The organism is Hallella faecis, assembly GCF_018789675.1.
Taxonomy (GTDB): domain Bacteria; phylum Bacteroidota; class Bacteroidia; order Bacteroidales; family Bacteroidaceae; genus Prevotella; species Prevotella faecis.
The window spans coordinates 1-22,473 of sequence record NZ_JAHKBE010000049.1 but is presented as its reverse complement, the minus strand read 5'-3'; the positions used below and the strand labels follow the sequence as shown (position 1 = coordinate 22,473).

Below are 22,473 nucleotides of genomic sequence, written 5' to 3'. Positions count from 1 at the left end.
TTGGCTGGCAGCGTAAAACTGCTTAGCCTTTATCTCAAATTTTAACGAACTATTGCGTTAAAACATCAAGTGCCATTCTTCACAATTTTGCCCCACCTTGCGAATCGACAACCATCAAGTCGCAAGGTTGGCATCTTCCGAATTACCACAAAGCGTCCAACTAAATACGAACAGGAGCTATTGTTAATGGGAAGATTGTCAATAATTAGGGCACAAACTACAATTAAACCCGCTATTTAGTGTATATTACGGAATATAATTCGTAATTTTGCACATGAGAAAGAAAACAAAAAAACAATACATAATGAATTTCAACAAGATTTTAAAGTCATTGTTTGGCGACAAGTCAACACGAGACATGAAGCTCATCCAACCCTTGGTGGAAAAGGTGAAGTCTGTCTATCCCGACATCCAGAAGCTGAGCAACGACGAACTGCGTGCCAAGTCTAAAGAGATCCAAGCCTACGTACAAGGCGCAGGAAAGCCCTACCGCGAAAAGATCGCGGAACTGAAGGCAAAGATCGAAGACACTCCCATCGATGAGCGCGAGCCCATCTTCGACGAGATCGACAAACAAGACAAGGAGATGCTTGACGCTCTCGAGAAGGCTCTTAACGAAGTAATGCCTGTGGCATACAGCATCGTGAAGGACACGGCTCGCCGTTTCAAGGAGAACGCCGACACCATCGTTACCGCCACCGACTTCGACCGCGAGTTGGCCGCCAACCCAGCCAACGACTTTGTCACCATCGATGGCGACAAGGCCATCTACCATAACGAGTGGACAGCTGGCGGCAACAAGATCAAATGGGACATGGTCCACTACGATGTACAAATATTCGGTGGCATTGCCTTGCACCAAGGCAAGATTGCCGAGATGGCCACAGGTGAAGGTAAGACCCTTGTCGCCACGTTGCCCGTGTTCCTCAACGCCCTCACAGGAAACGGTGTTCACATGGTGACGGTCAACGACTACCTCGCCAAGCGTGACTCCGAGTGGATGGGCCCTCTCTACGAGTTCCATGGACTCTCAGTCGACTGCATCGACAAACATCAGCCCAACTCGCCTGAGCGCCGCAAGGCCTATCAGGCCGATATTACATTCGGTACCAACAATGAGTTTGGTTTCGACTACCTGCGCGACAACATGGCACTCTCACCCAACGATCTTGTGCAGCGCCGTCACAACTTCGCCATCGTCGACGAGGTCGACTCTGTGTTGATCGATGACGCCCGTACTCCGCTTATCATCTCTGGCCCTATCCCCAAGGGCGACGACCAGATGTACGAGGAGTATCAACCATTGGTAGAAAAGCTCTATGAGGTACAGCGCAAACAGGCAACCGAGTTGTTGGCAGAAGCTCGCCAAAAAATTACTGAAGGCCGCAAGGAGCAAGACAAGAACAAATCGCAGCAATTGTTGGAGGAAGGTTTCCTTAGCCTCTTCCGCTCTTACAAGGCTCTGCCTAAGAACAAGGCCCTCATTAAATACCTCTCAGAGGACGGCATCAAAACGGGATTGCAAAAGACCGAAGAGACCTACATGGAGAACAACAACCGCCTGATGCCCAAGGCTGTAGCTCCCCTTTACTTTGTTGTCGATGAAAAGCTCAACTCAGCCGACCTTACCGACAAAGGTACAGAATGGCTGGCCAAGCAGGTCAACGACAAGGACCTCTTCGTGCTTCCCGACATTGCCTCACAACTCTCAGCATTGGAGGCCGAGACCTCTCTGAGCGACCAGGAACGCCTCGACAAAAAGGACGATCTGCTCAACCACTACGCTGTGCAAAGCGATCGCGTACACACGCTGCAACAGTTGCTCAAGGCTTACACCATGTTCAACAAGGACGATGAGTATGTCGTCATGGATGGACAGGTGAAAATCGTTGATGAGCAGACGGGCCGTATCATGGAAGGCCGTCGATGGAGCGAAGGCTTACACCAAGCCGTTGAGGCCAAGGAGCACGTCAAGGTTGAAGCTGCCACACAGACCTTTGCCACCATCACTCTGCAAAACTATTTCCGCATGTACCACAAGCTGGCAGGTATGACCGGTACAGCAAGCACAGAGGCTGGCGAGTTTTGGGATATCTACAAGCTCGACGTGGTTGAAATTCCCACCAACCGTCCTATCGCACGTAACGACATGGACGATCGCGTTTACAAGACAAACCGCGAGAAATACCGCGCCGTCATTGAAGAGATTGAGGAAATGCGCAACTCTGGCCGCCCCTGCTTGGTAGGTACCACCTCCGTGGAAATTTCCGAGCTTCTGTCGAAGATGCTTCGCATGCGCAACATCCCCCATCAGGTGCTTAACGCCAAACTCCACCAGAAGGAGGCACAAATCGTTGCTGAGGCTGGTCGCAGCACCAAAGGCATGGTAACCATTACCGACGAAGACGACAACAAGCATCAGGAGGAGCGTATGCTTGGCGCAGTAACCATCGCAACCAACATGGCCGGTCGTGGTACCGACATCAAGTTGTCTGACGAGGTGAAGGCTGCAGGTGGCTTGGCTATCATCGGCACCACTCGTCATGAGAGCCGTCGCGTCGACCGTCAGTTGCGTGGACGTGCTGGACGTCAGGGCGACCCTGGTTCTTCTGTGTTCTACGTTTCACTCGAGGACGACCTCATGCGTAAGTTCGGTTCTGAGCGCATCGCCAAAGTAATGGACCGCTTGGGATTCGAGGACGGCGAGCGTATCGAGAGCTCTATGATCTCAAAGAGCATTGAGCGCGCCCAGAAGAAAGTCGAGGAGAACAACTTCGGCATCCGTAAACACCTCCTTGAGTACGACGACGTGATGAACAAGCAGCGCACTGTTATCTATGAGAAGCGTCGCCACGCACTCATGGGCGAACGCATCGGCATGGACATCGCCAATGTCATTTGGGATCGTGTGGTGAGCATCATCGAGAAGAACGACTACGAGGGTACGAAGGAAGGCTTCTTGAAAGTGTTGTCAATGGAGGTGCCTTTCACCGAAGAGGAGTTCGACAATGCCAACAAGGCCGATTTGGAGGAGCGCGCATTCCAGGAAGCCATGGCTGCCTTCAAGCGCAAGACCGATCGCATCCAAAGCGATGCTTACCCTGTTATCCAACAGGTATACGAGAATCAAGGTCAGATGTACGAGTTCATCCTCGTCCCCATCACTGATGGTCGTCAGGTCGTGCAGTTGCGCGTTAACCTGAAGGAGGCCTACGAAACCGAAGGTAAGAACATCGTCAAGGAGTTTGAGAAGTTTGTTATGCTCCACATCATCGATGATGATTGGAAAGAGAACCTCCGCAAGCTCGACGAATTGCGCCACAGTGTGCAAAACGCCTCATACGAGCAGAAGGATCCGTTGCTGATCTTCAAACTGGAGAGCGCTAAGATCTGGGATGAGATGATCGACGATATGAACGACCGTATCGCCAGTTTCCTCATGCGCGGTCAAATCCCCATGATGCAGCAGGAAGAGGTGCGCGAGGCACAGCCCGAGCAACACGCACAACGCTATCAGGAGCAGAAGACCGACCTCGACGAGGTGGAACAGGCTCAGCGTCAGGCTGCAAGCCAAGACACGCGTGAGCCGGCACAGCAGGTTCACCACCAGCCCATCGTTCGTGACAAGATGCCTCGCCCCAACGATCCATGCCCTTGTGGTAGCGGAAAGAAGTTCAAGAACTGCCACGGCAGAGGACTGAGATAAAGCGTATTAACGGCAAACCACAAATCCATAACATCATGAAAATAGACATCCAATCATTAAAGAAAGTCTTTGGTGACAAGACTGCTGTAGACATTCAACAGTTTCAAATTAACCATGGTGACATACTTGGACTAGTGGGAAACAATGGCGCAGGAAAAACAACACTGTTCCGCCTCATGCTCGATTTACTGAAAGCTGAGGAGGGACGAGTGTTGTTCACGCCATCTGCTTCGATTGCCGACAACGACGAAACCAATGTCATCAACCCAGCCTCTTCCGAAAACTGGAAGCCGCTAACAGGAGCTTATATCGATGACAGTTTCCTTATCGATTTTCTTACCCCTGAGGAGTATATCGACTTCATAGCCAAGGCCAATGGGGTTAAACGTATCGATTGGAAACACATCGACGACCCAGAAAGTCCGATGGCTCCTTTCCTTGCATTCACACATGGAGAGATATTCGGACAGAAAAAGCTCATACGCGATTTCAGTGCTGGCAACAAGCAAAAGGTTGGCATCATTGCCGCCATGTTTACGAAACCGGAGCTGCTGATTCTCGACGAGCCATTCAACTTTCTCGATCCATCAGGACAGAATATCTTGAAGAAATTGCTCTTGAGCTACCATGCATCATCCCAGGCCACTATCCTGATAAGTAGCCACAACCTGCAGCATACCGTGGAAATAAGTTCACGCGTAGCGCTTATGGAAACGGGACGCATCATTGAGGATATCAATAACAGGGACGGAAACGCAGGAAAAGCATTGGAAGAATACTTTATGGTTTAATACACAATAAAGTTATATAAGCAAAGGCTTACGCTTTTATCACAAATGTGATTGTGCGTAAGCCTTTGTTTGTTTTATGCCAAATACTTTGTTACAGCAGCTAACTATCAGCGAAACAAATCGTACAACTCTGCCGACATTTCCCAATATGCCTCGTCCTTACACGATGCAAAGTTAGAAACCGCAAGCTTCACACCCTCACGCAACGAACGAAGATTCTCCATTCCTATATGTTTATTCGCCTCGTCAGAAACGACAAAATGGACCAACGCTTCCAGCATCTCGTAGGCAACTTCATAGCTACCGGCCTGGAAAGCCATATTGGCAATTCGAAGATTCTCACATTGAACAGCATATACATTTTCCATACATCATCAAACTTGTTTTATTTGAACACAAATTTAGATAAAAAATCTGTGACCACCCAACTTCACTAAAAAAATCCCAGTTGAGGCCAATAATAATATCACAACTGCCACAGATATGAGAAATCATCTTGATGACCATAGGTAAAAGAACTAACAATCTACATTGAAAACTACACTGTTTTTCAGAACAAGCGTGTCTTTAGTTTCAAATATGCGATTCTCAGCAAATATTCATAAGTAATTATACGTCAAGCACTTACGGTCAAAAGCGCAAAATCAGCACCCAAAAATCCTCAATTAACATTGCAAAAGATGCCTTTTCGCAATGCGAAACATGCCCGATCGAGTCTCAAAAGATGCCCGATCGAGTCTCGGGGAGGTATCTTTCGCAACTCCATACATGCCAAACGCCAAAATAATTGCTTAACTTACGTCACCCGATTCATCAAAAGTCGTCTTATCCTTCTCTATTTGCCGCAACAACCACGACAAACTTTTCAACAAAAAAACAAGACAACACTCTATTCCAGGAATTGTTGCATCAAGAACGCTAAAAATGCTCCAGCAAATACAACTCATAATAGTCTACATACAAAGAGACTATAACAAAAGGCTTGATGCCCCATCGTCTATGACAAGCTGACGGGCTATGCAAATTTACGACAAGTGCTCTTGCCATTCAATAAACATTTCCTTACAGGGGTTTTATTTCTTAAGAAATTGTTGATTGAACGGACAAGAGCACTTAGCTATACCTATGACAGTCGGCTGTTATTTGGCAAACAAACAGTTCCGATTATGTCTTAGATTAACGTATGGTTACCTGCGTAGCTCCATAGCCATACTCCTGAAACGAAGCGTCCTGATAGGTATACGTCTTGTATTTATAGGTTAATTCATGAATGAGTGCACGACGAAGTACACCTTCACCCTTGCCATGTATAAAGACTATCTTCTGTCCCTTGGAACCGGCATAGTCAGCCAACGTATCGCGGAACACCTTCAACTGGTAGTCGAGAATGTCCTTGGGCGACAGACCAGCGGTGGTATCAAGCAATTCCTCAGCATGAAGGTCCACAACAATAATATCATCGTGATGGGGAAAAGACGAATGCTTGCGTTTGCCCTTGCTTTGGTCGTCACCATAACGACGCACCAACTGGTCGCGCTGCTTCTGGGTAGGGGCCTTAGCCTCGTCGTCCTTGCCGTTCCGATACATCTCACGCTTCAACTGCTTGGGGTCGACCACCAAAGAACGAGCAGGTTGGTCGTTGGCAATGAGGGTGAAAAGCAGACAAGGCGAGTCGAAGAACTGGCTATCTTGGAAAGTGTGTACCTTGTAGAATTTCACGGGATCTACACGCAGCTGCACATCGACGGCTGGTTTCATGATATATGCCTTTTCACGCTTATACGAAAGAACTTGAACAGCCAAACGGTCGAGTCGGTTAACTTCGTCCCTGCCAATCTCATCCAAGAAGAGTTTAGTGTTAGGCTCTATCTCACCCTGATATTTCAGGTTCCAACTGTTTCCTTCAGCCGAAGCAACGGCGCACTGCATGAAGTAGTTGCTGTCGTTAACAAAATACACCTCGAAACGCGGATTGGTAATCTGCTTGACGTCTAACGGCACAAAAGCCAAGAAAGCAGACAATTGGTTGCCACCCTTACGCTCTTCCGCGGGACGACGGAACGTTATCTCCTTCGTATCGTCGAGCTCATCGGGAACCTCCATGTCGATCTCCTCGTCCTGACCATCGCGAAGCATAGAGGTAATGGAACGATGGCCCTTGCTAAGAGGAGTCTCGCTGGCGCGCTGCGCATCGTTCTCTGCCTTGCGGTTTATGGCTCGCGCCATGCTATAGTCGTCCTGTTGCACCACAACGACCTCATTAATAGGTGTAGGGATTTGGAATCCGTCCTCATCCTCCACCAAAACGATGTTCTTTCCTTGGAAGCCAGCTACTTTGCCGCCTCCCATTTCGCTCAGAAATCTTACTTTATCTCCTATTTTCATAATCGCCAAAATGTGTGTTAAGGTATCAACAAACTAGAGTCTCCATAGCTGAGGAAGCGGAAGTCGTGGCTAAGCGCATAGTCGTAAACCTTGCGCCAATCACCCTTTAGGAAAGCGCTCACCAACAGCAACAATGTGCTTTGGGGTTGATGGAAATTGGTGACAAGCATCTTAACAATCTTGTATACATAGCCAGGAGCTATGATAATCTGCGTACTCGAGTGCAAAGCCTCAAGCCCATCTCGATTCAGATAATCGAGAAGGTTACGAACAGACTGCTCCACACTGACAGGCTCACCATCGACTAATACCAATCCTTCCTCATTATGTGGAAGATCGTAAGGCTCCCATTGGTTCACATGAAGGTCTTCCTCTGTGCACTGTGGATTCATCGCCAACTTCACACCCATATAATATAGGCTCTCCAAGGTGCGTACACTGGTTGTGCCAACAGCAATGACGCTGCAGTCGTGTTGTAAAAGTCGTTCAAAGGTATGGCGATGCACCACAATGTATTCGGTGTGCATGTGGTGATCCTCGATCTCAACACTCTTGACCGGCTTGAATGTCCCTGCACCAACATGGAGCGTTACTTCATCGCGTACAACACCCTTCTGGTCTAAGTCGTGAAGCACAGCGTCGGTGAAATGAAGGCCTGCCGTAGGCGCGGCCACACTGCCCTTAATCTTCGAGTACACCGTTTGATACGTGGTTTTATCGCTTTCTTGCGTGGCGCGATTGAGATATGGAGGAATGGGCAACTCACCCACAGCTTCCAAAATTTCGGCAAAGTTAACCTCTGGGTTATCCCACTCAAAGTCAACCCAATAGTTGGTTCCTCCACTCTTCTCCATCGTCTTGTTGCGATCCATTGTGGCAGAAAGTGTCAATGCCTTTCCCTTGATCTCAAAGTCGCGCATCAATGGTCCTTCCTTCCACTTTTTCAAGTTACCCACCATGCAAAGCCAACTGCACTTACCAGTAGTTTGGAACATCTGCTCGTAATCGGCAGGTAACGCCGGTTCCATAAGAAACACCTCAATCAACGCACCCGTTTCCTTGCGGAAATGCAAACGGGCCTGAATGACGCGAGTATTATTGAAAACCATAAGCGCACCTTGCGGCAAATGGTTTGGTAGGTTAAGAAACACATCGTCGGACACCTCGCCATGCTGATAAATCAGCAACTTGCTGTGGTCGCGTTGTTGCAAAGGGAACTTGGCGATGCGCTCATCAGAAAGTTCGTAGTTAAAGTCACTAATATGAATATGTTTCGTATCTGTCATATTGGATATATGATTAAAATAAATGCATGGTATAAAGAGACAAAATCATCAGCATAGCCACAGTGAGAACCATGACGGCAATGACCATGTCGATATCGTTTTTGCTATACCCCGTGCGCGTATATTGTGTAGAAATGTAATTCAACTTGGGGCTTATCCTCAAATAGACTTTATAGAAAAGCAGATAGGCCAAGCAACCCGACACAGCACCCCACAGGAAACCGCATAGCACGTCGCCTGGATAATGAAGACCCAGGTAAAGACGGGTCCATCCGTTCAAAAGCGACCACAACAACATGGCAGCTGTAAAGGTTCTATTACGAACCAAAAGGGTAAAGAAAACAGCTATCGACATGGTGTTGGCGGCATGGGCCGAGAAAAAACTGAAGCCCGAAACCCTATAATTTCCTGCAATATCGACAGCATACTTGAGCAAGGGATCGTTGCAGGGACGGGGGCGACCAACGAGGGGTTTCACCAATCCATCGGCCACACCATCAGCGAAAAGGATGCACAATGCAGCGCATCCCACAACCAACATAATCTGTGACATAGCCTCATTGTTCTTCATAACAAGCACAAAGAGGGCTACATACAACGGTATCCATGTGATACCTGTAGTCAACAACACAACGAAGTTGTCGAGAAACAACGATTCACTTCCGTTAAACCACGTCAGCAATTCTTGATCAAGGGCTATAAGACTGTCTATTGTCATTGCCATTCAAAGAGTTTGGTTGCTGTTTGTCAATACCTCGCCATTCATTCAGGCAAGAGAGGAACGTGATGGATCCTCAACGACGCCAGCATATTTTGATTCTTTACGATAATACAGTTAGGTTAAGCCCACTTTAGATGTGCTCCAACTGTGATGTGGGCAACCATCCCTCACGTCCATCGGCCAACCGTACACCACTCCACTCCTTCATACTATTATCAGTAATATCAACACGCGTTCCCTCATGAAGCACAAAGGCGTCAGCGCTATTGGCGTTAGGAGTCTTCTTTACGGTGACCGATGGGGCCACGATGATAGCTCCGCAATGGCTTTCCATCATCTGCTTTTGTTGATAAGCAAAGAGGTTCGATAACAAAAAGACTACCACGAAGCCAATGCTTCCAAAGAACCCGACCTTGCGAACACCAAGGTAAGGAGCAAAAAGATATGCCAAAAGCAACAGCAACGCCAACACCAACGACACCACTGAGAGGGTGGCCCAACTGTCCACACCAGCAAGGTTAACCAATGCGCGATACCATGTAACAAAGAACATTTCGCTTTGTGGTGTTATCTTGTCGATGGTCTTCGAACGTGCAAACTGCAAATTGAAGCGTATATCATCATCACCTGGTGAGAGCAACGATGCGCGCTCATAGGCTAAAATGGCTTGAGTCAAACTGTCCGAGCGAAAGTAAGCATTACCCAGGTTATAGTATAGGCTGGCCGAAGTGCCTCGTTTGAGCAACTCCTTATAATCGGCTATCGCCTGTTGGTAATTGCCTTTCGTATAGGCGTCGTCGGCATTCTGCTTCGTAACTCCCCATCCTGCCAATGGAAAAAATATGGCCAATAGGGTAAACAATAATGCGCTACGCAACGCGCGATCCTTATGTATACTCATATTTACGTTCATCATTTTCTCTTCTTCATTACGTTTTCAATCTCAGTAATGGCCGTCATGGCATAATTGAATGTCTTCTCCTTATTGCCCTTGGGGTCACCGGGAGCATAACGCTCAAACTCGCATTCATCGAGGGCAGAGATAAATCGTGTAACCGTTAGGTCATCAACGCCATGCTGCTCAAGCTTTGAAGCAATATTCTCACGTGTAAGTTGCTCAACAGGCATGTTCAGTTTGTAGCTCACGTAGCCCCACAAAGCACGCAATACCTCATCGTAGAACGCGGCCGAGTCGTTGGTAAACATCAACCGACTGGCTTTCTTCAAACGCTTGCGAGCTATGGAATTGGCCTTCTTACCACGCATCTTTACAACATTGGCATTGTCGATGGCACGCTTACGGAAAACGAAAAGCAACACAAAGAACATAAGCAAGAGACCAGAAAGGGTCAGCCAATAGCGCACACTTCCATAAAAGAAGTCGCGTGTGCCATACTGCGTGCTATCGCCCTTCATGATATTATGGATGTCATTATCCTTCATGTTGTCAAAACTCTCAGCAGAGGTTTTTCCATCTCCCTTGGCCACCGTGACATTGAACGCTTGCGTCTTGATGGTCTTATAGGCATTTGCATCCGTGTCATAATATGTGAACTCCACAGCGGGAATCGTATACTGACCCTGGTTGCGGGGAACAACCAAGAAATCATAGATCATGTTACCACCCAGACCAGTGGATGTCAACTTGGTCTTGTCGGTAATCTTCGGATCATACTTGTCGAAATCCTTCGGGAAGATCACTACGGGCTGCTTGATCAATTTCAAGTTTCCTGTTCCTCCGACAACTACTCGAAGCGTGATGGGGGAACCCGCCTTGACCTCTGCCTGATTAATCTGCGCAGATATGTTAAAACGTCCCACGCCACCCGAGAAGCCTGCAGGTTTCTTGGGAAGCGGATCAACCTGAATGCTCAATGCGGGAGCAACAATGTTACGCTTGACCTCAACGTAGCCAGAACCTCCATTGAAGAAAGCCTCAAAGGGGTCGACGGCACGATTCTGCTGAACGACAATTCCCTTGAAGGTAATGCTTGGAATCTTAAGCTTACCTGTCATTTGAGGATACATAACATATTGGCTCCACGTCACCGCACGGTATGATTTGCCATTGATACGCTCCACATGGAAACTCTTTTGCTGAGGCAAGGGAATCTCTTGGGTATGGAAACCTGTCAGGTCGGGCATCTTTCCCTCCAACTGAGTCAGGTCAACCAACGTGTAAACCTTATAAGTAAGCAATACGGGCTCTTGTTCATGCACACGATGCTTGTTTGCCGTCACCTTAATAAAAAGATCGTTAGCAGAGATGTGTGTGCCTGCAGTTTGCATCGATGGGGCGTTGCTACGATCCTCGTGCATCTTAGGTGACGAGCCCCTGCTTGCGCTACCCGTCACCGTAACCTTGACAGCCCGAGAAGAGACCATCTTGCCATTTACGCGTGCATGGGCCGCAGGAATGACGTATGAGCCAGGCTTTGCCGCATACAAGGTATAAGTGAATGTGATGGATGATGAACTACTGGTGTGTCCATTTACCATCTGATAGCTCGATTGCCTTGACGTGTAAGGGCCAGCAAGCACTTCCAGTTCATCAGGAATATTACCTGCCCGGAAATCTGACACATCCTGCGTTTTAATTGTATAGGCCAAGCGGAAATTCTCTCCAGTAGCCACATGTGTGGGAACAGACACCGAGATTTGCGCCCTTCCAACCACAACGCCCCACAAGAGGCATGCCACCAATAGTATGTATTTTAAACGTCGAGTCATCATCTTCATATCACCAATTCTTCTGGAGTCTGCGGCGCTGAGCCGATTGTTGCTGTTTCTTCATGCGTTGCTGGGTGGCCTTTTCTTCTTGTATGGCCGCGTTGAGCAACTGTTCAGCATTGTCCTTGCTCATCTTCTCTTCAGCCTTTTGGGGCGAAGATTGCTGCTTTTGTTGCTTATTTTGCTTTTTGTCTTTATTCTCCTGTTTCTGCTGTTTCTGCTCTTGCTTCTTCTGGTTCTTGTTGCCGCCACCCTTTTGATTCTTCATTTGGCGTTTGCATAGTGCCAAATTATATCGGGTCTGATTGTCAGAAGGATTATTCCTCAGACTTTCTTTATAGGCCTCAATAGCTTGGGAGTACAGTTGATGGTTCTGGCATATCACTCCTATATTATGATAGGCCATCGCCTTTCTTTTCTTTGCGGTTTCCGCTTTGCCCGCTTTCTCCAACAGAGCAATGGCAGACGAGTCCTTCTGCTGCATGAGCAATGCGCAACCCAAGTTATACATGGCTTGCGTATTGTTCGAATTCTTATCCAAAGCTTTGCGATATTCAGTCTCAGCCTGGGCGTATTTCTGCTGTCTGTATAGTTTATTGCCGCTGCGCACATAGTTGCGATCAGCCTGTGCCATGACAGGTAGACATCCTATCATCATGACAACCGATATCAACAAGTGGGCAATTCGTCTCGTTTTCATCATCCGTTCTTTTTAAATATTCTCCAATTCTTGGTCAAAGGATTGCGTGCCTCCAACAAACAAACGTCAGCAATCAGCAGCAATAGCACAATGATACCAAAGGCTTGGAACTGCTCATCATACTCGCTATAGATAACAGAGTTGGTTTCTCCCTTCTGCAGTTTAGTAAGTGCATCATTCAATTCCTCCTGAGCGTCCGATGTGTTGTCTACATGAATGTACGTGCCACTTCCAGCCTTGGCAACCTGTTGGCACATGGTTTCATTCAACGCAGACATCACAACCTGTCCGCTGGCATCCTGCATGTATCCGCCTTGGCCATCAGGGATGGGTGAGCCTTTCGTGCTTCCCACTCCAAGAATAAAGACATTGATACCCTTCTTGCGTGCCTGCTCTGCAGCCTTCTCCACCCCACCTTCATGATCTTCACCATCTGTTATAACAATGATGGCGCGCCCCACTTTCTCCTGTTGGGTGAAACTGTGCATAGCTACTTGTATGGCGCGGGCAATGTCAGTGCCCTGAGTGCCTATAAGGGAAGGGTCGATGTTTTGCAAGAACATCTTGGCCGACACATAATCGCTTGTGATAGGCAGTTGCACAAATGCGTCACCAGCAAACACGACCAGCCCAACCTTATCGTTTGTGAAATGGTCCACCATGCTTTCCACGAGCATTTTACTCTTGTCCAATCTACTTGGAGCCACATCCTCCGCCTTCATCGAGTTGGAAATATCCATACAAATGATGGCCTCGATGCCGTTACGCTTCTCATGCGAAACTTTTGTACCCATCTGCGGACGTGCCAACATCAACACCAAGACAGCCACAGCAGCCATCTGCAACCAGAACTTAACCGTCGGGCGATACTTAGACACGTCGGGAGCCAACTGCGCAAGAAGGTCTGGATCGCCCAACTTTCTCAGTTGTTTTCTTTTCTTACGCCAACTGGCCATCCGCAGCAAAAAGAATAGCGGAACAACCAGCAAAAGCCAAAAATATATAGGGTCTTCGAATCTTAGCATATCTTCCAATTATAGAATAACCTTATCTTTTCATGCAGAGCATTGTCTTTCTTATCATCTTTGTACGGCCCCTTGTAAACAACTTAGGATTTATCACCCATTGTTCTCAAATCCATGAGGTTACGGTAAACGCCTCAAGACCGTATTTCTCAGCAGTATCTCCAGTAATAGTAGGAGGAGAGCGGCAATGCAGAACGGTTGGTAAGCATCGTAACGCTTAGAGAACCGCGTGACGTTCATCTTCGTTTTCTCCAACTTGTCAATATCCTGGTAGATTTGCTTCAACTCCTTGTTATTGGTGGCACGATAGAAATTGCCTTGCGTCAAAGCCGCAATATCGCTCAAAGTCTTTGTGTCAATCTCAACGGGGATATTCACATACTGAACTCCTCCTGCCACCGTCATGGGATAACGAGCCACATTGTTGGTACCAACACCTATGGTGTAGACTCTTATTCCCAACGACTTTGCAATCTGCGCGGCCGTCATCGGCGACAAGTCGCCCATATTATTGCTACCGTCGGTCAAGAGAATGACGACCTTGCTTTTGGCCTTCGAATCTTTCAAACGCGACACAGCGTTAGCCAATCCCATACCCACTGCCGTACCATCCTGTATCAATCCGCGTGCGGCGATGTCGGTACGCACATTGTTAAGCAGGTTGAGCAACGACGCATGGTCGGTCGTCATGGGGCACTGTGTGAACGCCTCGCCCGCAAAGATGGTCAATCCGATATTATCGTTCGGTCTTCCCGCAATAAACTCGGCCGCCACATCCTTCGCCGCCTCTATGCGATTCGGTTTCAGATCCTCAGCGAGCATCGATGTCGACACGTCCATTGCCAGCATGATATCAATGCCTTCCACCGTACGGTTGTCCCATGAGTTACGCGTTTGTGGCCTCGCCATAGCGATGACCAGCATAACAAATGCCATGCACCTCAGCAACATAGGAAGGTTGATGATGCGTACTCTCCAACTCTTAGGTGCGGTAAGATAAGCACGGGTGTCGCTCATGCGCATCGTCGGCTCACTCCTCTTACGGTATAGGAAGAACCATAATACATAAGGGATGAGCAGCAATAGCAGCAGGAAATATTCTTTGTTTGCAAATTCCATTTTACTGACTTTCTTTTACTTCGCCATGTTTACGTCAACAATAGATACACATGATAGCCCACATAAGCCACCAAGGCAACGATGATTGTGCCCAAGGCCCAAAGCAATCCTTTCAATGTAACCCGGTTCTTCTTCACCTTCTGGTCGTTCTCCGACAACTTTGGAGCAATCTTCTCCACAGTCTCTTGCTCGTCCTGCTTCGTCTCATCAATGAAATTGACAGCGTTGACAAGGTTCAAGTCGTTCTCATTAATCAACGTTGAGTACTTGGCAAACTTCACCAGATCAGCCGTAGTGAAGAGCTCTCTCAGTTCGTCGAGCATCTTCTTGTCGCCATTTGCTTGCAAACGCCCAATGATTTCCGAAGACGTCATCTCCATGGCATTGAAGCCGAAACGCTCCTGAATATACTTTCTGAGTGTGTCGGTGAGTTGCGTATAATAAGCCTTTTGGTCCTCGCTCTGCTGCATTCGCTCGGCCTTGATTTTCTCAATGGCCGACAATGCGCGCTGGTGAGCCGGCACATGGCGCACTATTCTCAGCTTTGTAATGATGGGCTTGTTCTCTCGCAAGCGCACAAACAAATAGAAAACCAAAAGGGCAAGCGCCAGTGTCAGGACAGAAAGCCACAAGAAAGGTCGCCATTCTGACCACAGGAACGGATTGTCCTGCACGTCTTTGGGAGGATAATACTGGTTGGGATGCAACGTGTCGACATCAACCGTTATGACCTTCAACGCCGAAGTCCCACCCCGATAAGTCTTTCCGTTGACCTTCACGGGCAATGCAGGCAGCGCATACAAACTCTCGTCGAACGACGTAATGGTATACACACGGCATGCTTTCTGTTGTTCCTTTCCCGTCTCCACAGTCTTTCCATCGGCCACTGCGACCACCTCAACACCCGGAGTCACATATTGGTTGGGCTGCAACGTAGGCCACTCCAAACGTGCCCCCTTCGGCATCGTGACCTCCAATCTAAGATGAGCCTGCTCGCCAATGAGGATTCCAACGGAGTCGACCGTCTGCTCGACGACGACCTGAGCCCGTGCCTGAGAAGCACAAAGGATCAAGAGAAAGCCAAATATGTTCTTTAAATAGTTACTCATAGAGAATCGTGTAATCGTTTCCACCACAATCGTTTACGCCCTTTGTCTAAAGAGCATCATCATCGATTTAACGAAGTCTTCATTGGTGGCGATGGATATCCAATCGATGTGGCCTTTAGCGAATGTGTGCGACAACTCACTCTGATGTTCCATCCAATACCGCGTGTGGGCCAATCTCAGTTTCTTGCTCGACGTGTCGATGTATAGCTCATACCCCGTTTCAGCGTCGCGCACCTTCAGCAAGCCTACGTCCGGCAACATCTTTGCGCGCGGATCATAGACCTGCACAGCCACCACATCGTGCTTGCGATTGGCAATCTGCATCTCTTGCGAAAAGTTCTTCCGATCGTAGAAGTCGCTTATGACAAACGACGTGCAACGTCTTTTCATGACCCTCGTCAGGTAAGCCATCGCCATTCCTACGTCTGTCTTTTGGCTTTGCGGCTCAAAGCTCAGCATCTCCCTAATGATGTAGAGAATGTGCTTGCGTCCCTTTTTAGGTGGAATGTATTTCTCAATGCGGTCAGAGAAGAAGATGACACCTATCTTGTCATTGTTCTGAATGGCAGAGAAAGCGATTGTGGCAGCGATCTCGGCCGCCATGTCGCGCTTCATCTGCTTGGTTGTACCAAAGTCGAGCGACCCGGACACATCAACCAAGAGCATCACCGTAAGCTCGCGCTCCTCCTCAAAGACCTTTACATAGGGCCTGTGAAAGCGCGCCGTCACGTTCCAGTCTATGTCGCGCACATCGTCACCAAACTGGTATTCCCTCACCTCAGAGAACGCCATTCCCCTTCCCTTGAAGGCAGAATGGTATTGTCCGGCGAAGATGTTCTGGCTCAGTCCGCGCGCCTTGATCTCTATCTTCCTGACCTTCTTTAAAACGTCTGCGCTATCCATAATTAAGGCACCTCCACCTTGTTGATGATGCGGCTCACTATCTCCTCGCTGGTCAAATTGCTGGCCTCTGCCTCATAGCTCAATCCGATGCGATGGCGCAACACGTCGTGAGCCACAGCGCGCACATCCTCGGGCACCACATATCCGCGATGCTTGATGAAAGCATAGGCCCTTGATGTCTTTGCGAGATTGATGCTGGCGCGGGGGCTACCACCGAAGGTAATCATGTCCTTCAGGTCGGCCAAGCCATATCTATCTGGGTAACGCGTAGCAAACACGATGTCGGCGATATACTTCTCAATCTTCTCGTCGATATACACCTGGCGAACCACCTCACGAGCCTTCAGGATCTCGTCGGCTGTGGTTACAGGCGTCACCTTAGGCATAGAGCCCTGCAAGTTCTCACGGATAATCATCTTTTCCTCCTCAAGCGTTGGGTAATCGATGACCACCTTCAGCATGAAACGGTCGACTTGTGCCTCGGGCAACGGATAAGTTCCTTCCTGCTCAATGGGGTTCTGTGTAGCCATCACCAAGAAGGGGTTGGGCAATGTGAATGTCTGCTCACCGATAGTCACCTGATGCTCCTGCATGGCCTCCAGCAATGCGCTCTGCACCTTTGCCGGTGCACGGTTGATCTCATCTGCCAATACGAAATTAGCGAAAACGGGACCCTTCTTTACATGAAAGCTTTCATCTTTCTGAGAGTAGATCATTGTGCCCACAACGTCGGCAGGAAGGAGGTCGGGCGTAAACTGCACACGACTAAACTTCACATCCACCAATTGCGACAAGGTCTTAATGGCCAATGTCTTAGCCAATCCAGGCACACCTTCCAAAAGGACGTGTCCATCGCTTAAAAGAGAAATCAATAACGAGTCGACAAGGTGCTTTTGCCCCACAATGACCTGATTCATACCTGTAACCAGGTTGGTGACAAACCCACTCTGCTGCTCTATGAGAACGTTGAGCTCTCTGATATCTACTGATTCTGCCATAACAAATGCTATATTTTTGCTTATATTTATCTAATCTGCAAAAATACAACATTAAAAGAAGAGTAAAGAAACAGAGAGACTAAATAATATTAAAAAAGTTTCTCAAATCATATAATTTAAGAAACTTTTTCATTCGTCTAATAATGAGTGCTTAAGTGTTACTTCTTCAAGTCGAAGCCAATACGCACGCCATCATAATTCTTGCTAAGATCGCCAATGGTCGAAACGGTGGTGTTTCCGCTGAGCGAAGCCATGGTCTGGATAAGCGTCAGCAGCTTTTTCGACTCGAAAAGCACGCTGATGCCTCCGCTGTGACGTGTGGCATAACCATTGAGCGTGAGCAGGAGTCCCTGCATCTTCAAGGCGCCCGTCTTCTCATTGAAGGTGTACTGGCCACTCCAGCTCTTGCCATTTATCTTAGCGGCGAACGTTCCGTCTGTGTTGAAGGTGACGTACGTGTTGCTGCTCTTGAAGCCCAACTTTGCGTATTCATCCTTCAGCTTCTCCTCAATTTGCGTGGCAACGATCTCTCCACCAGCGCGCGAAAGTGCGTTATCTGATGTGAAAGCACAACCAGGACCCGAGTATTTCCAAGTACCGTGAAGGTTCTGGGCCGACAGTTTGTCGAGTCCAATCACGCTGCTGAGCACATTGCCCAATGTTTCGGCGTTGGTTGCGCCACTGAGCACACTCCCCAACACCGACGCACCGGTGTTGCCATTCGTTGTGCCCGAACCTGCAGTGCCACAACTTGCCAAGAGCAAGAGCGACAGTCCTGCAAATACAGAAGATAATTTTTTCATTTCTCTCTTGTTATTTACTAATATTGGTAAGTTTGTTGTTACAACTTTCGTGCCGCGCCCCACCCTACTCTTCGCAGGTTGTTCTTGGCGCCACACTTCTTACAATTCGATGTTGTGTTGCTTCAATGCCGTCGCTGCCATTCGCTCATACACCACCCCCAAGTCGGCAAAGCGCACCAAGGCGTTCATGGCCGCATGCCTCACTCCGGTCGAAGCGCCCTGCAGGGCCGTCACCGCTTGGTCCACAAGCTCGTTGATGCCTCGTTCGTTGGGTTCCTGCCCTTTCATGAACAGTCGTCCCAAGATGTTGTATCCACAGATTTGGTACACATCGCGCTCCTCAGCAATCCACCGATAAGCGATCTCGGGAGCGTAGGTCACGTGTTGATAGAGGTTAAACGCCTGCATTTCAGCCATCTCCTGTGTTTGTGTCTGTTCCATCCAGATCTCCGCCACTTCGATAGGCATCTTGTCGGCAGGCATAACGAGTGTGGCCAAAATCTTACACTCACGAATATCCTCTTTCCAAAGAGCGATAGCCAGGTCGTAGCTTTTTCCCAAGTCCTTGGCCATAGCCTTCAGTTGTATGAAAGGCACACCCCAGTTGATTTTGTAGCCTGCACCCTTTTCGCGCATCGACTGCGAGGTGGGTCCGCTCATAGCAAACCTGAAGCTGCGTTTAATCTCCTTTATCTTATTTTGCAACTCTTCTGTCATATTTCTGTTTGTTTCAATCGTTTCGACAAGCGTCACCAAACGCGCAACGCCTACAACAATCCATACTCTCTTGAGTAGCGCAACATCTGATGGGCGTAACCCTCGGTATAGTCGAGCTCAATATCGATGATATTGCCGTCGGCATCCTCCACGGGTTTCATCCACGGATTGATAAATCCCTTGTATGGAGCCAAGTTGAGTTTTCGGTATCGTGCCAACACCTCCTCGTGAAGCACCGGATCGACCTTCACGGCATAGCGTTCCACCAAGGTCTTGCCAGCCTCGTAGTCGCCCTCGCTCTTGATGCGCTGAATTTCAGCGAGCAACTGAGCGAACAGCGTCCTCAATGCTGGGTAATCGTTGATTTTGACGTATGTCTTGCCATTTCGTTTAACGAGTTCCACCACATTTTTTCCATGCTCCAAGCACCAATGAGCTATGAGCGCACGGTTTCGCATGTGCGCTTCCTCTATCTGATGGCCCGGCTTGATGCGCACCAATTGGGTCATCAAGCCATTCATCATATAGGTGTAATACTGACTTTCGTAGGCCTTCGCGTCGGGCACCAGTCCCAGTCTCACCAACTCGGCGTCGGCAATATAATAGAGCCCGAACAGGTCGGCGCGCGCCTCCTCGATGGTGCTACCATACGACTTAAGCGCATCCGAGGCAACGCCAGGCAACAACTGTCCGCTACCATGGCCGAGACACTCGTGAAGGTCGGTATGCAGATCATCGCACACATCACCGTAACGGTCAACAGAGGTTCGCGTAGGCTCATCAATCACAAATTCGTCATCGAATCCATTGCCACGGGCCGCTTGGTTGTAGGCTTCCGTCAGGTTTCCAATGGTCACACTCTTCGAACCGTAACGGGCACGGATCCAGTCGGCATTGGGCAGGTTGATGCCTATGGCCGACGCGGGATACTCGTCGCCTCCGAGCATGGCGGCACAGATAACGTGGGCTGTAACGCCCTTGACCTGCGGCTTTCGGAAACGCGGATCGACGGGCGAATGGTCCTCAAACCACTGTGCATGCGCCGAGATGGTTTCCGTGCGGCGAGTGGCTACCATGTCTTTATATTCCACTAAGCCCTCCCATGAGCCCTTGAGCCCCAAGGGGTCGCCATACACCTCGATGAACCCATTGATGAAGTCGACCATGCCTTCTTGCTCTTTCAACCACTCGATAGAGTATTGGTCGAAAAGGCGCAAGTCGCCTGTTTCATAATAGTCAACCAAAAGTCCAATGACCTTTCGCTGCTGGTCGTTCTCAGCCACCTCAGCCGCTTTCTTCAGCCAGTACACAATCTGCTTGATGGCCGCTCCATAGAGTCCACCCGTGCGATATAGCTCCTCCTCCAGACGTCCGTCGCAACGAACCAACTTGGAGTTGAGTCCCCACGAGGGTTGCTCATCGCCAGCCTCGGGATCCCTACGCTCCGCATAAAAGCGCTCGGCTTCCTGCTGCGAAACGCCACGATAAAAGTTGCACGCCGACGTAGCCACCAGGTCCTCACCGGCAGCCTGGTTCACACGCTTGGGCTGCACCGCCGGATCGAATATCACAGGGCACAACACCGCCAAGAGCGCGTCGGCAGAGGTGTAACCCACGCGTTCCCAAACGTCACGGGGAAGTGCGGCGACGACCTTGCGAAACCATGCCTCGCTAAATTCAGGCACAAACTTTTCGCAGCCGTAATGGTGATGGATGCCATTGGAGAACCACACGCGCTTCAGGTACACTTCCATACCTTTAAAGTCAGCAGTAGTGCGGTCCACCGCCTCATCCGTATAGACGGCCTCAAGCGTCTTGCGAATCAAAAGGTTGAATTCACCAAACTGGTCGGTAGTGATATCACGACCGACCAGTGTGGCTTTCGACAAAAAGAAGACATACTTCTTTTGCGACAAGGACAGGTTGCTAAATCCGGCGAGCCGATAGCGGAGCATTTGTAGGTCCGCAAAGCGCTCGTCGGTATAAGCAAATGAGGAATCGCTCATTACGATGTATTGAGGGATTAAATGGTTACTTTCGGCGCATTCTTCACACCCGGCTTACGGCCGCGCTTCTTAGGACGGTCCTTCAACGAGGGGTGCTGAGCCAAGTGCTGCATCTTATAGTCGCGTGGCGTCATGTGGTTGATCTTAAAGAACGACGCATAGAACGACTGACGGTTTGAGAAGCCCACCATGTCGGAAATCTCCTCCATGTTGAGTTCCTGATAACGCTTATCGACCAGCAACGACATAGCTTCCTGAATGCGGAACTTGTTGACAAACGACGTATAGTTCATGTGGAATCTCACATTAACGACTGCCGAGATGTAACGGGTGTTGGTGCCCAAATCCTCAGCCAGGCGCTTTGCGGAATAGTCCTTGTCTTTGTATCGCTTTTCAAGAATGATGATGTTGTTGATCTTCTGCTCGAGCTCATCCATCAATTTCGGACTTACGAGAGAACGGTATGCAGCCTCTTTCTCTTTCTTTTCAGTGATATTATACTTAGCCATAAACATTAACGATTAAACACTCATTGTTTTTTGCAAAGTTAATTATAATTTTCCACAGTTTCGCCTTTTATGCATCTTTTTTTCAAAAAAAAAATATTTTAGTTGTTTTTTGTTTTATTTTTACATTCTTTTCACGTTCAAACCATCTCATACTTCCACTAACAATCTATGCAAGTCTTATTTTTTAGACTAAAGAGCAACTGTTTTGTCCTAAGGAGCCCACTAAAATGGAATTACGAGGAAATGATGACGAAATGACGCGATTACCATTACAGAAATCTCAACAACAAGATTATCACTCGTTTATCCCCACATATCATTGAGACAAAACATGGTGGCAACTATGTGAGACTCTGCCCAAAACCTGCCACATGGCATGGAGCGGAGCGACCACTTTGAGGCATCCATACATTCGACTTTTTGCATTTATGCATTTTCAGGGCACAATCGAACCACAAACGACCATCCGCATTTAGCCAACCTACGAATCTTTCACAAATAATCTTCTTACGTTCCAAAACATGCTTTCTATGGCTTCGCTAATTCATTAACAGTCAACGCTATGCGCACCACCTACACCTCCACAAGCAATTTTCTTTCCACCATCACCACAATCCGTACCTACCAAACAGACAAATGGCCAAGAGATAGCAAGCGTCGTTGCATCTCATGCCAAATTCTGTATTGATATGCGGTACCAGCAGCCTATCGTCTACGCTTGCACAAGTGCCTCTAATGCGAGGAACACAGCGGAAAAGCCTCGGAAAAAGCAGCCCTAAAAATCTCATTAAGGATACAACCATAATGCAAATAAAACACAGGAAGTAACACCTCAAAATAACACTTTTTGTAAAGAAATAGCGGCATTATGAACCCAAACGTCAACAAACCACATGCTTAAACCCAAATTGGTCATTAGACCGAAACAGGTGAATGGTTAGGATCTTATAGCTTCTTTTCAACTC

Annotated in this window: 18 protein-coding genes; 2 read left to right on the top strand and 16 right to left on the bottom strand. The window is 48.4% G+C overall.

What is annotated here, in order from left to right:
• The first annotated feature begins 304 nt into the window (after window positions 1-304).
• Together secA and KM934_RS10335 are read left to right on the top strand one after the other, a co-directional pair.
• Window positions 305-3,706 carry a preprotein translocase subunit SecA gene (secA, locus tag KM934_RS10340; protein ID WP_215760526.1) on the top strand — a complete coding sequence of 1,134 codons (3,402 nt, stop codon included), beginning with the start codon at window positions 305-307 and terminating at the stop codon, window positions 3,704-3,706.
• Window positions 3,707-3,741: 35 nt separating this feature from the next.
• Entirely contained in the window at window positions 3,742-4,497 is a 756-nt protein-coding gene (locus KM934_RS10335) for an ABC transporter ATP-binding protein (protein WP_215760525.1), read from the top strand.
• A 107-nt stretch (window positions 4,498-4,604) separates the two neighbouring features.
• On the opposite strand, the gene KM934_RS10330 is transcribed toward KM934_RS10335, so the two are convergent.
• The 16 genes from KM934_RS10330 to KM934_RS10255 form a co-directional block, all read right to left on the bottom strand.
• Window positions 4,605-4,865, bottom strand: a complete 261-nt coding sequence (locus tag KM934_RS10330) for a hypothetical protein (protein ID WP_215760524.1) — start codon at window positions 4,863-4,865, stop codon at window positions 4,605-4,607.
• An 808-nt stretch (window positions 4,866-5,673) separates the two neighbouring features.
• The gene (locus KM934_RS10325; RefSeq protein WP_215760523.1) at window positions 5,674-6,882 is read right to left on the bottom strand and encodes a DUF2027 domain-containing protein; all 1,209 of its coding nucleotides are present in this window, start codon (window positions 6,880-6,882) and stop codon (window positions 5,674-5,676) included.
• 17 nt (window positions 6,883-6,899) lie between these two features.
• Window positions 6,900-8,168 (bottom strand): S-adenosylmethionine:tRNA ribosyltransferase-isomerase, encoded by a 1,269-nt coding sequence (locus KM934_RS10320; protein WP_215760522.1) that lies wholly within the window; start codon window positions 8,166-8,168, stop codon window positions 6,900-6,902.
• Window positions 8,169-8,181: 13 nt separating this feature from the next.
• Window positions 8,182-8,886 carry a phosphatase PAP2 family protein gene (locus tag KM934_RS10315; RefSeq protein ID WP_215760529.1) on the bottom strand — a complete coding sequence of 235 codons (705 nt, stop codon included), beginning with the start codon at window positions 8,884-8,886 and terminating at the stop codon, window positions 8,182-8,184.
• Between the two features lie 133 nt (window positions 8,887-9,019).
• Window positions 9,020-9,790 (bottom strand): tetratricopeptide repeat protein, encoded by a 771-nt coding sequence (locus tag KM934_RS13350; RefSeq protein ID WP_252344970.1) that lies wholly within the window; start codon window positions 9,788-9,790, stop codon window positions 9,020-9,022.
• A gap of 11 nt (window positions 9,791-9,801) precedes the next feature.
• Window positions 9,802-11,619 carry a BatD family protein gene (locus KM934_RS10305; RefSeq protein ID WP_215760528.1) on the bottom strand — a complete coding sequence of 606 codons (1,818 nt, stop codon included), beginning with the start codon at window positions 11,617-11,619 and terminating at the stop codon, window positions 9,802-9,804.
• Window positions 11,620-11,629: 10 nt separating this feature from the next.
• A complete protein-coding gene (locus KM934_RS10300) occupies window positions 11,630-12,253 on the bottom strand; it encodes a tetratricopeptide repeat protein (protein WP_252344969.1) in 624 nt (207 codons plus the stop codon).
• A gap of 65 nt (window positions 12,254-12,318) precedes the next feature.
• Window positions 12,319-13,344, bottom strand: coding sequence for a vWA domain-containing protein (locus tag KM934_RS10295; protein ID WP_215760520.1), 1,026 nt, complete (start codon window positions 13,342-13,344; stop codon window positions 12,319-12,321).
• Window positions 13,345-13,464: 120 nt separating this feature from the next.
• Window positions 13,465-14,463 (bottom strand): vWA domain-containing protein, encoded by a 999-nt coding sequence (locus KM934_RS10290; RefSeq protein WP_215760519.1) that lies wholly within the window; start codon window positions 14,461-14,463, stop codon window positions 13,465-13,467.
• Window positions 14,464-14,492: 29 nt separating this feature from the next.
• Complete coding sequence (locus KM934_RS10285) at window positions 14,493-15,572, bottom strand: hemolysin XhlA family protein (protein WP_215760518.1); 1,080 nt, start codon at window positions 15,570-15,572, stop codon at window positions 14,493-14,495.
• A gap of 33 nt (window positions 15,573-15,605) precedes the next feature.
• Window positions 15,606-16,475 (bottom strand): DUF58 domain-containing protein, encoded by an 870-nt coding sequence (locus tag KM934_RS10280; protein WP_215760517.1) that lies wholly within the window; start codon window positions 16,473-16,475, stop codon window positions 15,606-15,608.
• A 2-nt stretch (window positions 16,476-16,477) separates the two neighbouring features.
• Window positions 16,478-17,473, bottom strand: coding sequence for an AAA family ATPase (locus KM934_RS10275; protein WP_215760516.1), 996 nt, complete (start codon window positions 17,471-17,473; stop codon window positions 16,478-16,480).
• A gap of 158 nt (window positions 17,474-17,631) precedes the next feature.
• Window positions 17,632-18,276 carry a DUF4923 family protein gene (locus KM934_RS10270; RefSeq protein ID WP_215760515.1) on the bottom strand — a complete coding sequence of 215 codons (645 nt, stop codon included), beginning with the start codon at window positions 18,274-18,276 and terminating at the stop codon, window positions 17,632-17,634.
• Between the two features lie 99 nt (window positions 18,277-18,375).
• Window positions 18,376-18,993, bottom strand: a complete 618-nt coding sequence (locus KM934_RS10265; protein WP_215760514.1) for a DNA alkylation repair protein — start codon at window positions 18,991-18,993, stop codon at window positions 18,376-18,378.
• A gap of 50 nt (window positions 18,994-19,043) precedes the next feature.
• Window positions 19,044-20,999 (bottom strand): dipeptidyl peptidase 3, encoded by a 1,956-nt coding sequence (locus KM934_RS10260; RefSeq protein WP_215760513.1) that lies wholly within the window; start codon window positions 20,997-20,999, stop codon window positions 19,044-19,046.
• 17 nt (window positions 21,000-21,016) lie between these two features.
• Complete coding sequence (locus KM934_RS10255) at window positions 21,017-21,508, bottom strand: helix-turn-helix domain-containing protein (RefSeq protein ID WP_215760512.1); 492 nt, start codon at window positions 21,506-21,508, stop codon at window positions 21,017-21,019.
• Window positions 21,509-22,473: the final 965 nt, after the last annotated feature.

Excerpts from the sequence above, each read along its gene's own strand:
- KM934_RS10265 (WP_215760514.1), bottom strand. The coding sequence starts at position 18,993 with ATGACAGAAGAGTTGCAAAATAAGATAAAGGAGATTAAACGCAGCTTC.
- KM934_RS10260 (WP_215760513.1), bottom strand. The coding sequence starts at position 20,999 with ATGAGCGATTCCTCATTTGCTTATACCGACGAGCGCTTTGCGGACCTA.
- KM934_RS10305 (WP_215760528.1), bottom strand. The coding sequence starts at position 11,619 with ATGACTCGACGTTTAAAATACATACTATTGGTGGCATGCCTCTTGTGG.
- secA (WP_215760526.1), top strand. The coding sequence starts at position 305 with ATGAATTTCAACAAGATTTTAAAGTCATTGTTTGGCGACAAGTCAACA.
- KM934_RS10290 (WP_215760519.1), bottom strand. The coding sequence starts at position 14,463 with ATGGAATTTGCAAACAAAGAATATTTCCTGCTGCTATTGCTGCTCATC.
- KM934_RS10320 (WP_215760522.1), bottom strand. The coding sequence starts at position 8,168 with ATGACAGATACGAAACATATTCATATTAGTGACTTTAACTACGAACTT.
- KM934_RS10270 (WP_215760515.1), bottom strand. The coding sequence starts at position 18,276 with ATGAAAAAATTATCTTCTGTATTTGCAGGACTGTCGCTCTTGCTCTTG.
- KM934_RS10300 (WP_252344969.1), bottom strand. The coding sequence starts at position 12,253 with ATGGCACAGGCTGATCGCAACTATGTGCGCAGCGGCAATAAACTATAC.
- KM934_RS10285 (WP_215760518.1), bottom strand. The coding sequence starts at position 15,572 with ATGAGTAACTATTTAAAGAACATATTTGGCTTTCTCTTGATCCTTTGT.
- KM934_RS10315 (WP_215760529.1), bottom strand. The coding sequence starts at position 8,886 with ATGACAATAGACAGTCTTATAGCCCTTGATCAAGAATTGCTGACGTGG.
- KM934_RS13350 (WP_252344970.1), bottom strand. The coding sequence starts at position 9,790 with ATGAGTATACATAAGGATCGCGCGTTGCGTAGCGCATTATTGTTTACC.
- KM934_RS10255 (WP_215760512.1), bottom strand. The coding sequence starts at position 21,508 with ATGGCTAAGTATAATATCACTGAAAAGAAAGAGAAAGAGGCTGCATAC.
- KM934_RS10295 (WP_215760520.1), bottom strand. The coding sequence starts at position 13,344 with ATGCTAAGATTCGAAGACCCTATATATTTTTGGCTTTTGCTGGTTGTT.
- KM934_RS10330 (WP_215760524.1), bottom strand. The coding sequence starts at position 4,865 with ATGGAAAATGTATATGCTGTTCAATGTGAGAATCTTCGAATTGCCAAT.
- KM934_RS10280 (WP_215760517.1), bottom strand. The coding sequence starts at position 16,475 with ATGGATAGCGCAGACGTTTTAAAGAAGGTCAGGAAGATAGAGATCAAG.
- KM934_RS10335 (WP_215760525.1), top strand. The coding sequence starts at position 3,742 with ATGAAAATAGACATCCAATCATTAAAGAAAGTCTTTGGTGACAAGACT.
- KM934_RS10325 (WP_215760523.1), bottom strand. The coding sequence starts at position 6,882 with ATGAAAATAGGAGATAAAGTAAGATTTCTGAGCGAAATGGGAGGCGGC.
- KM934_RS10275 (WP_215760516.1), bottom strand. The coding sequence starts at position 17,473 with ATGGCAGAATCAGTAGATATCAGAGAGCTCAACGTTCTCATAGAGCAG.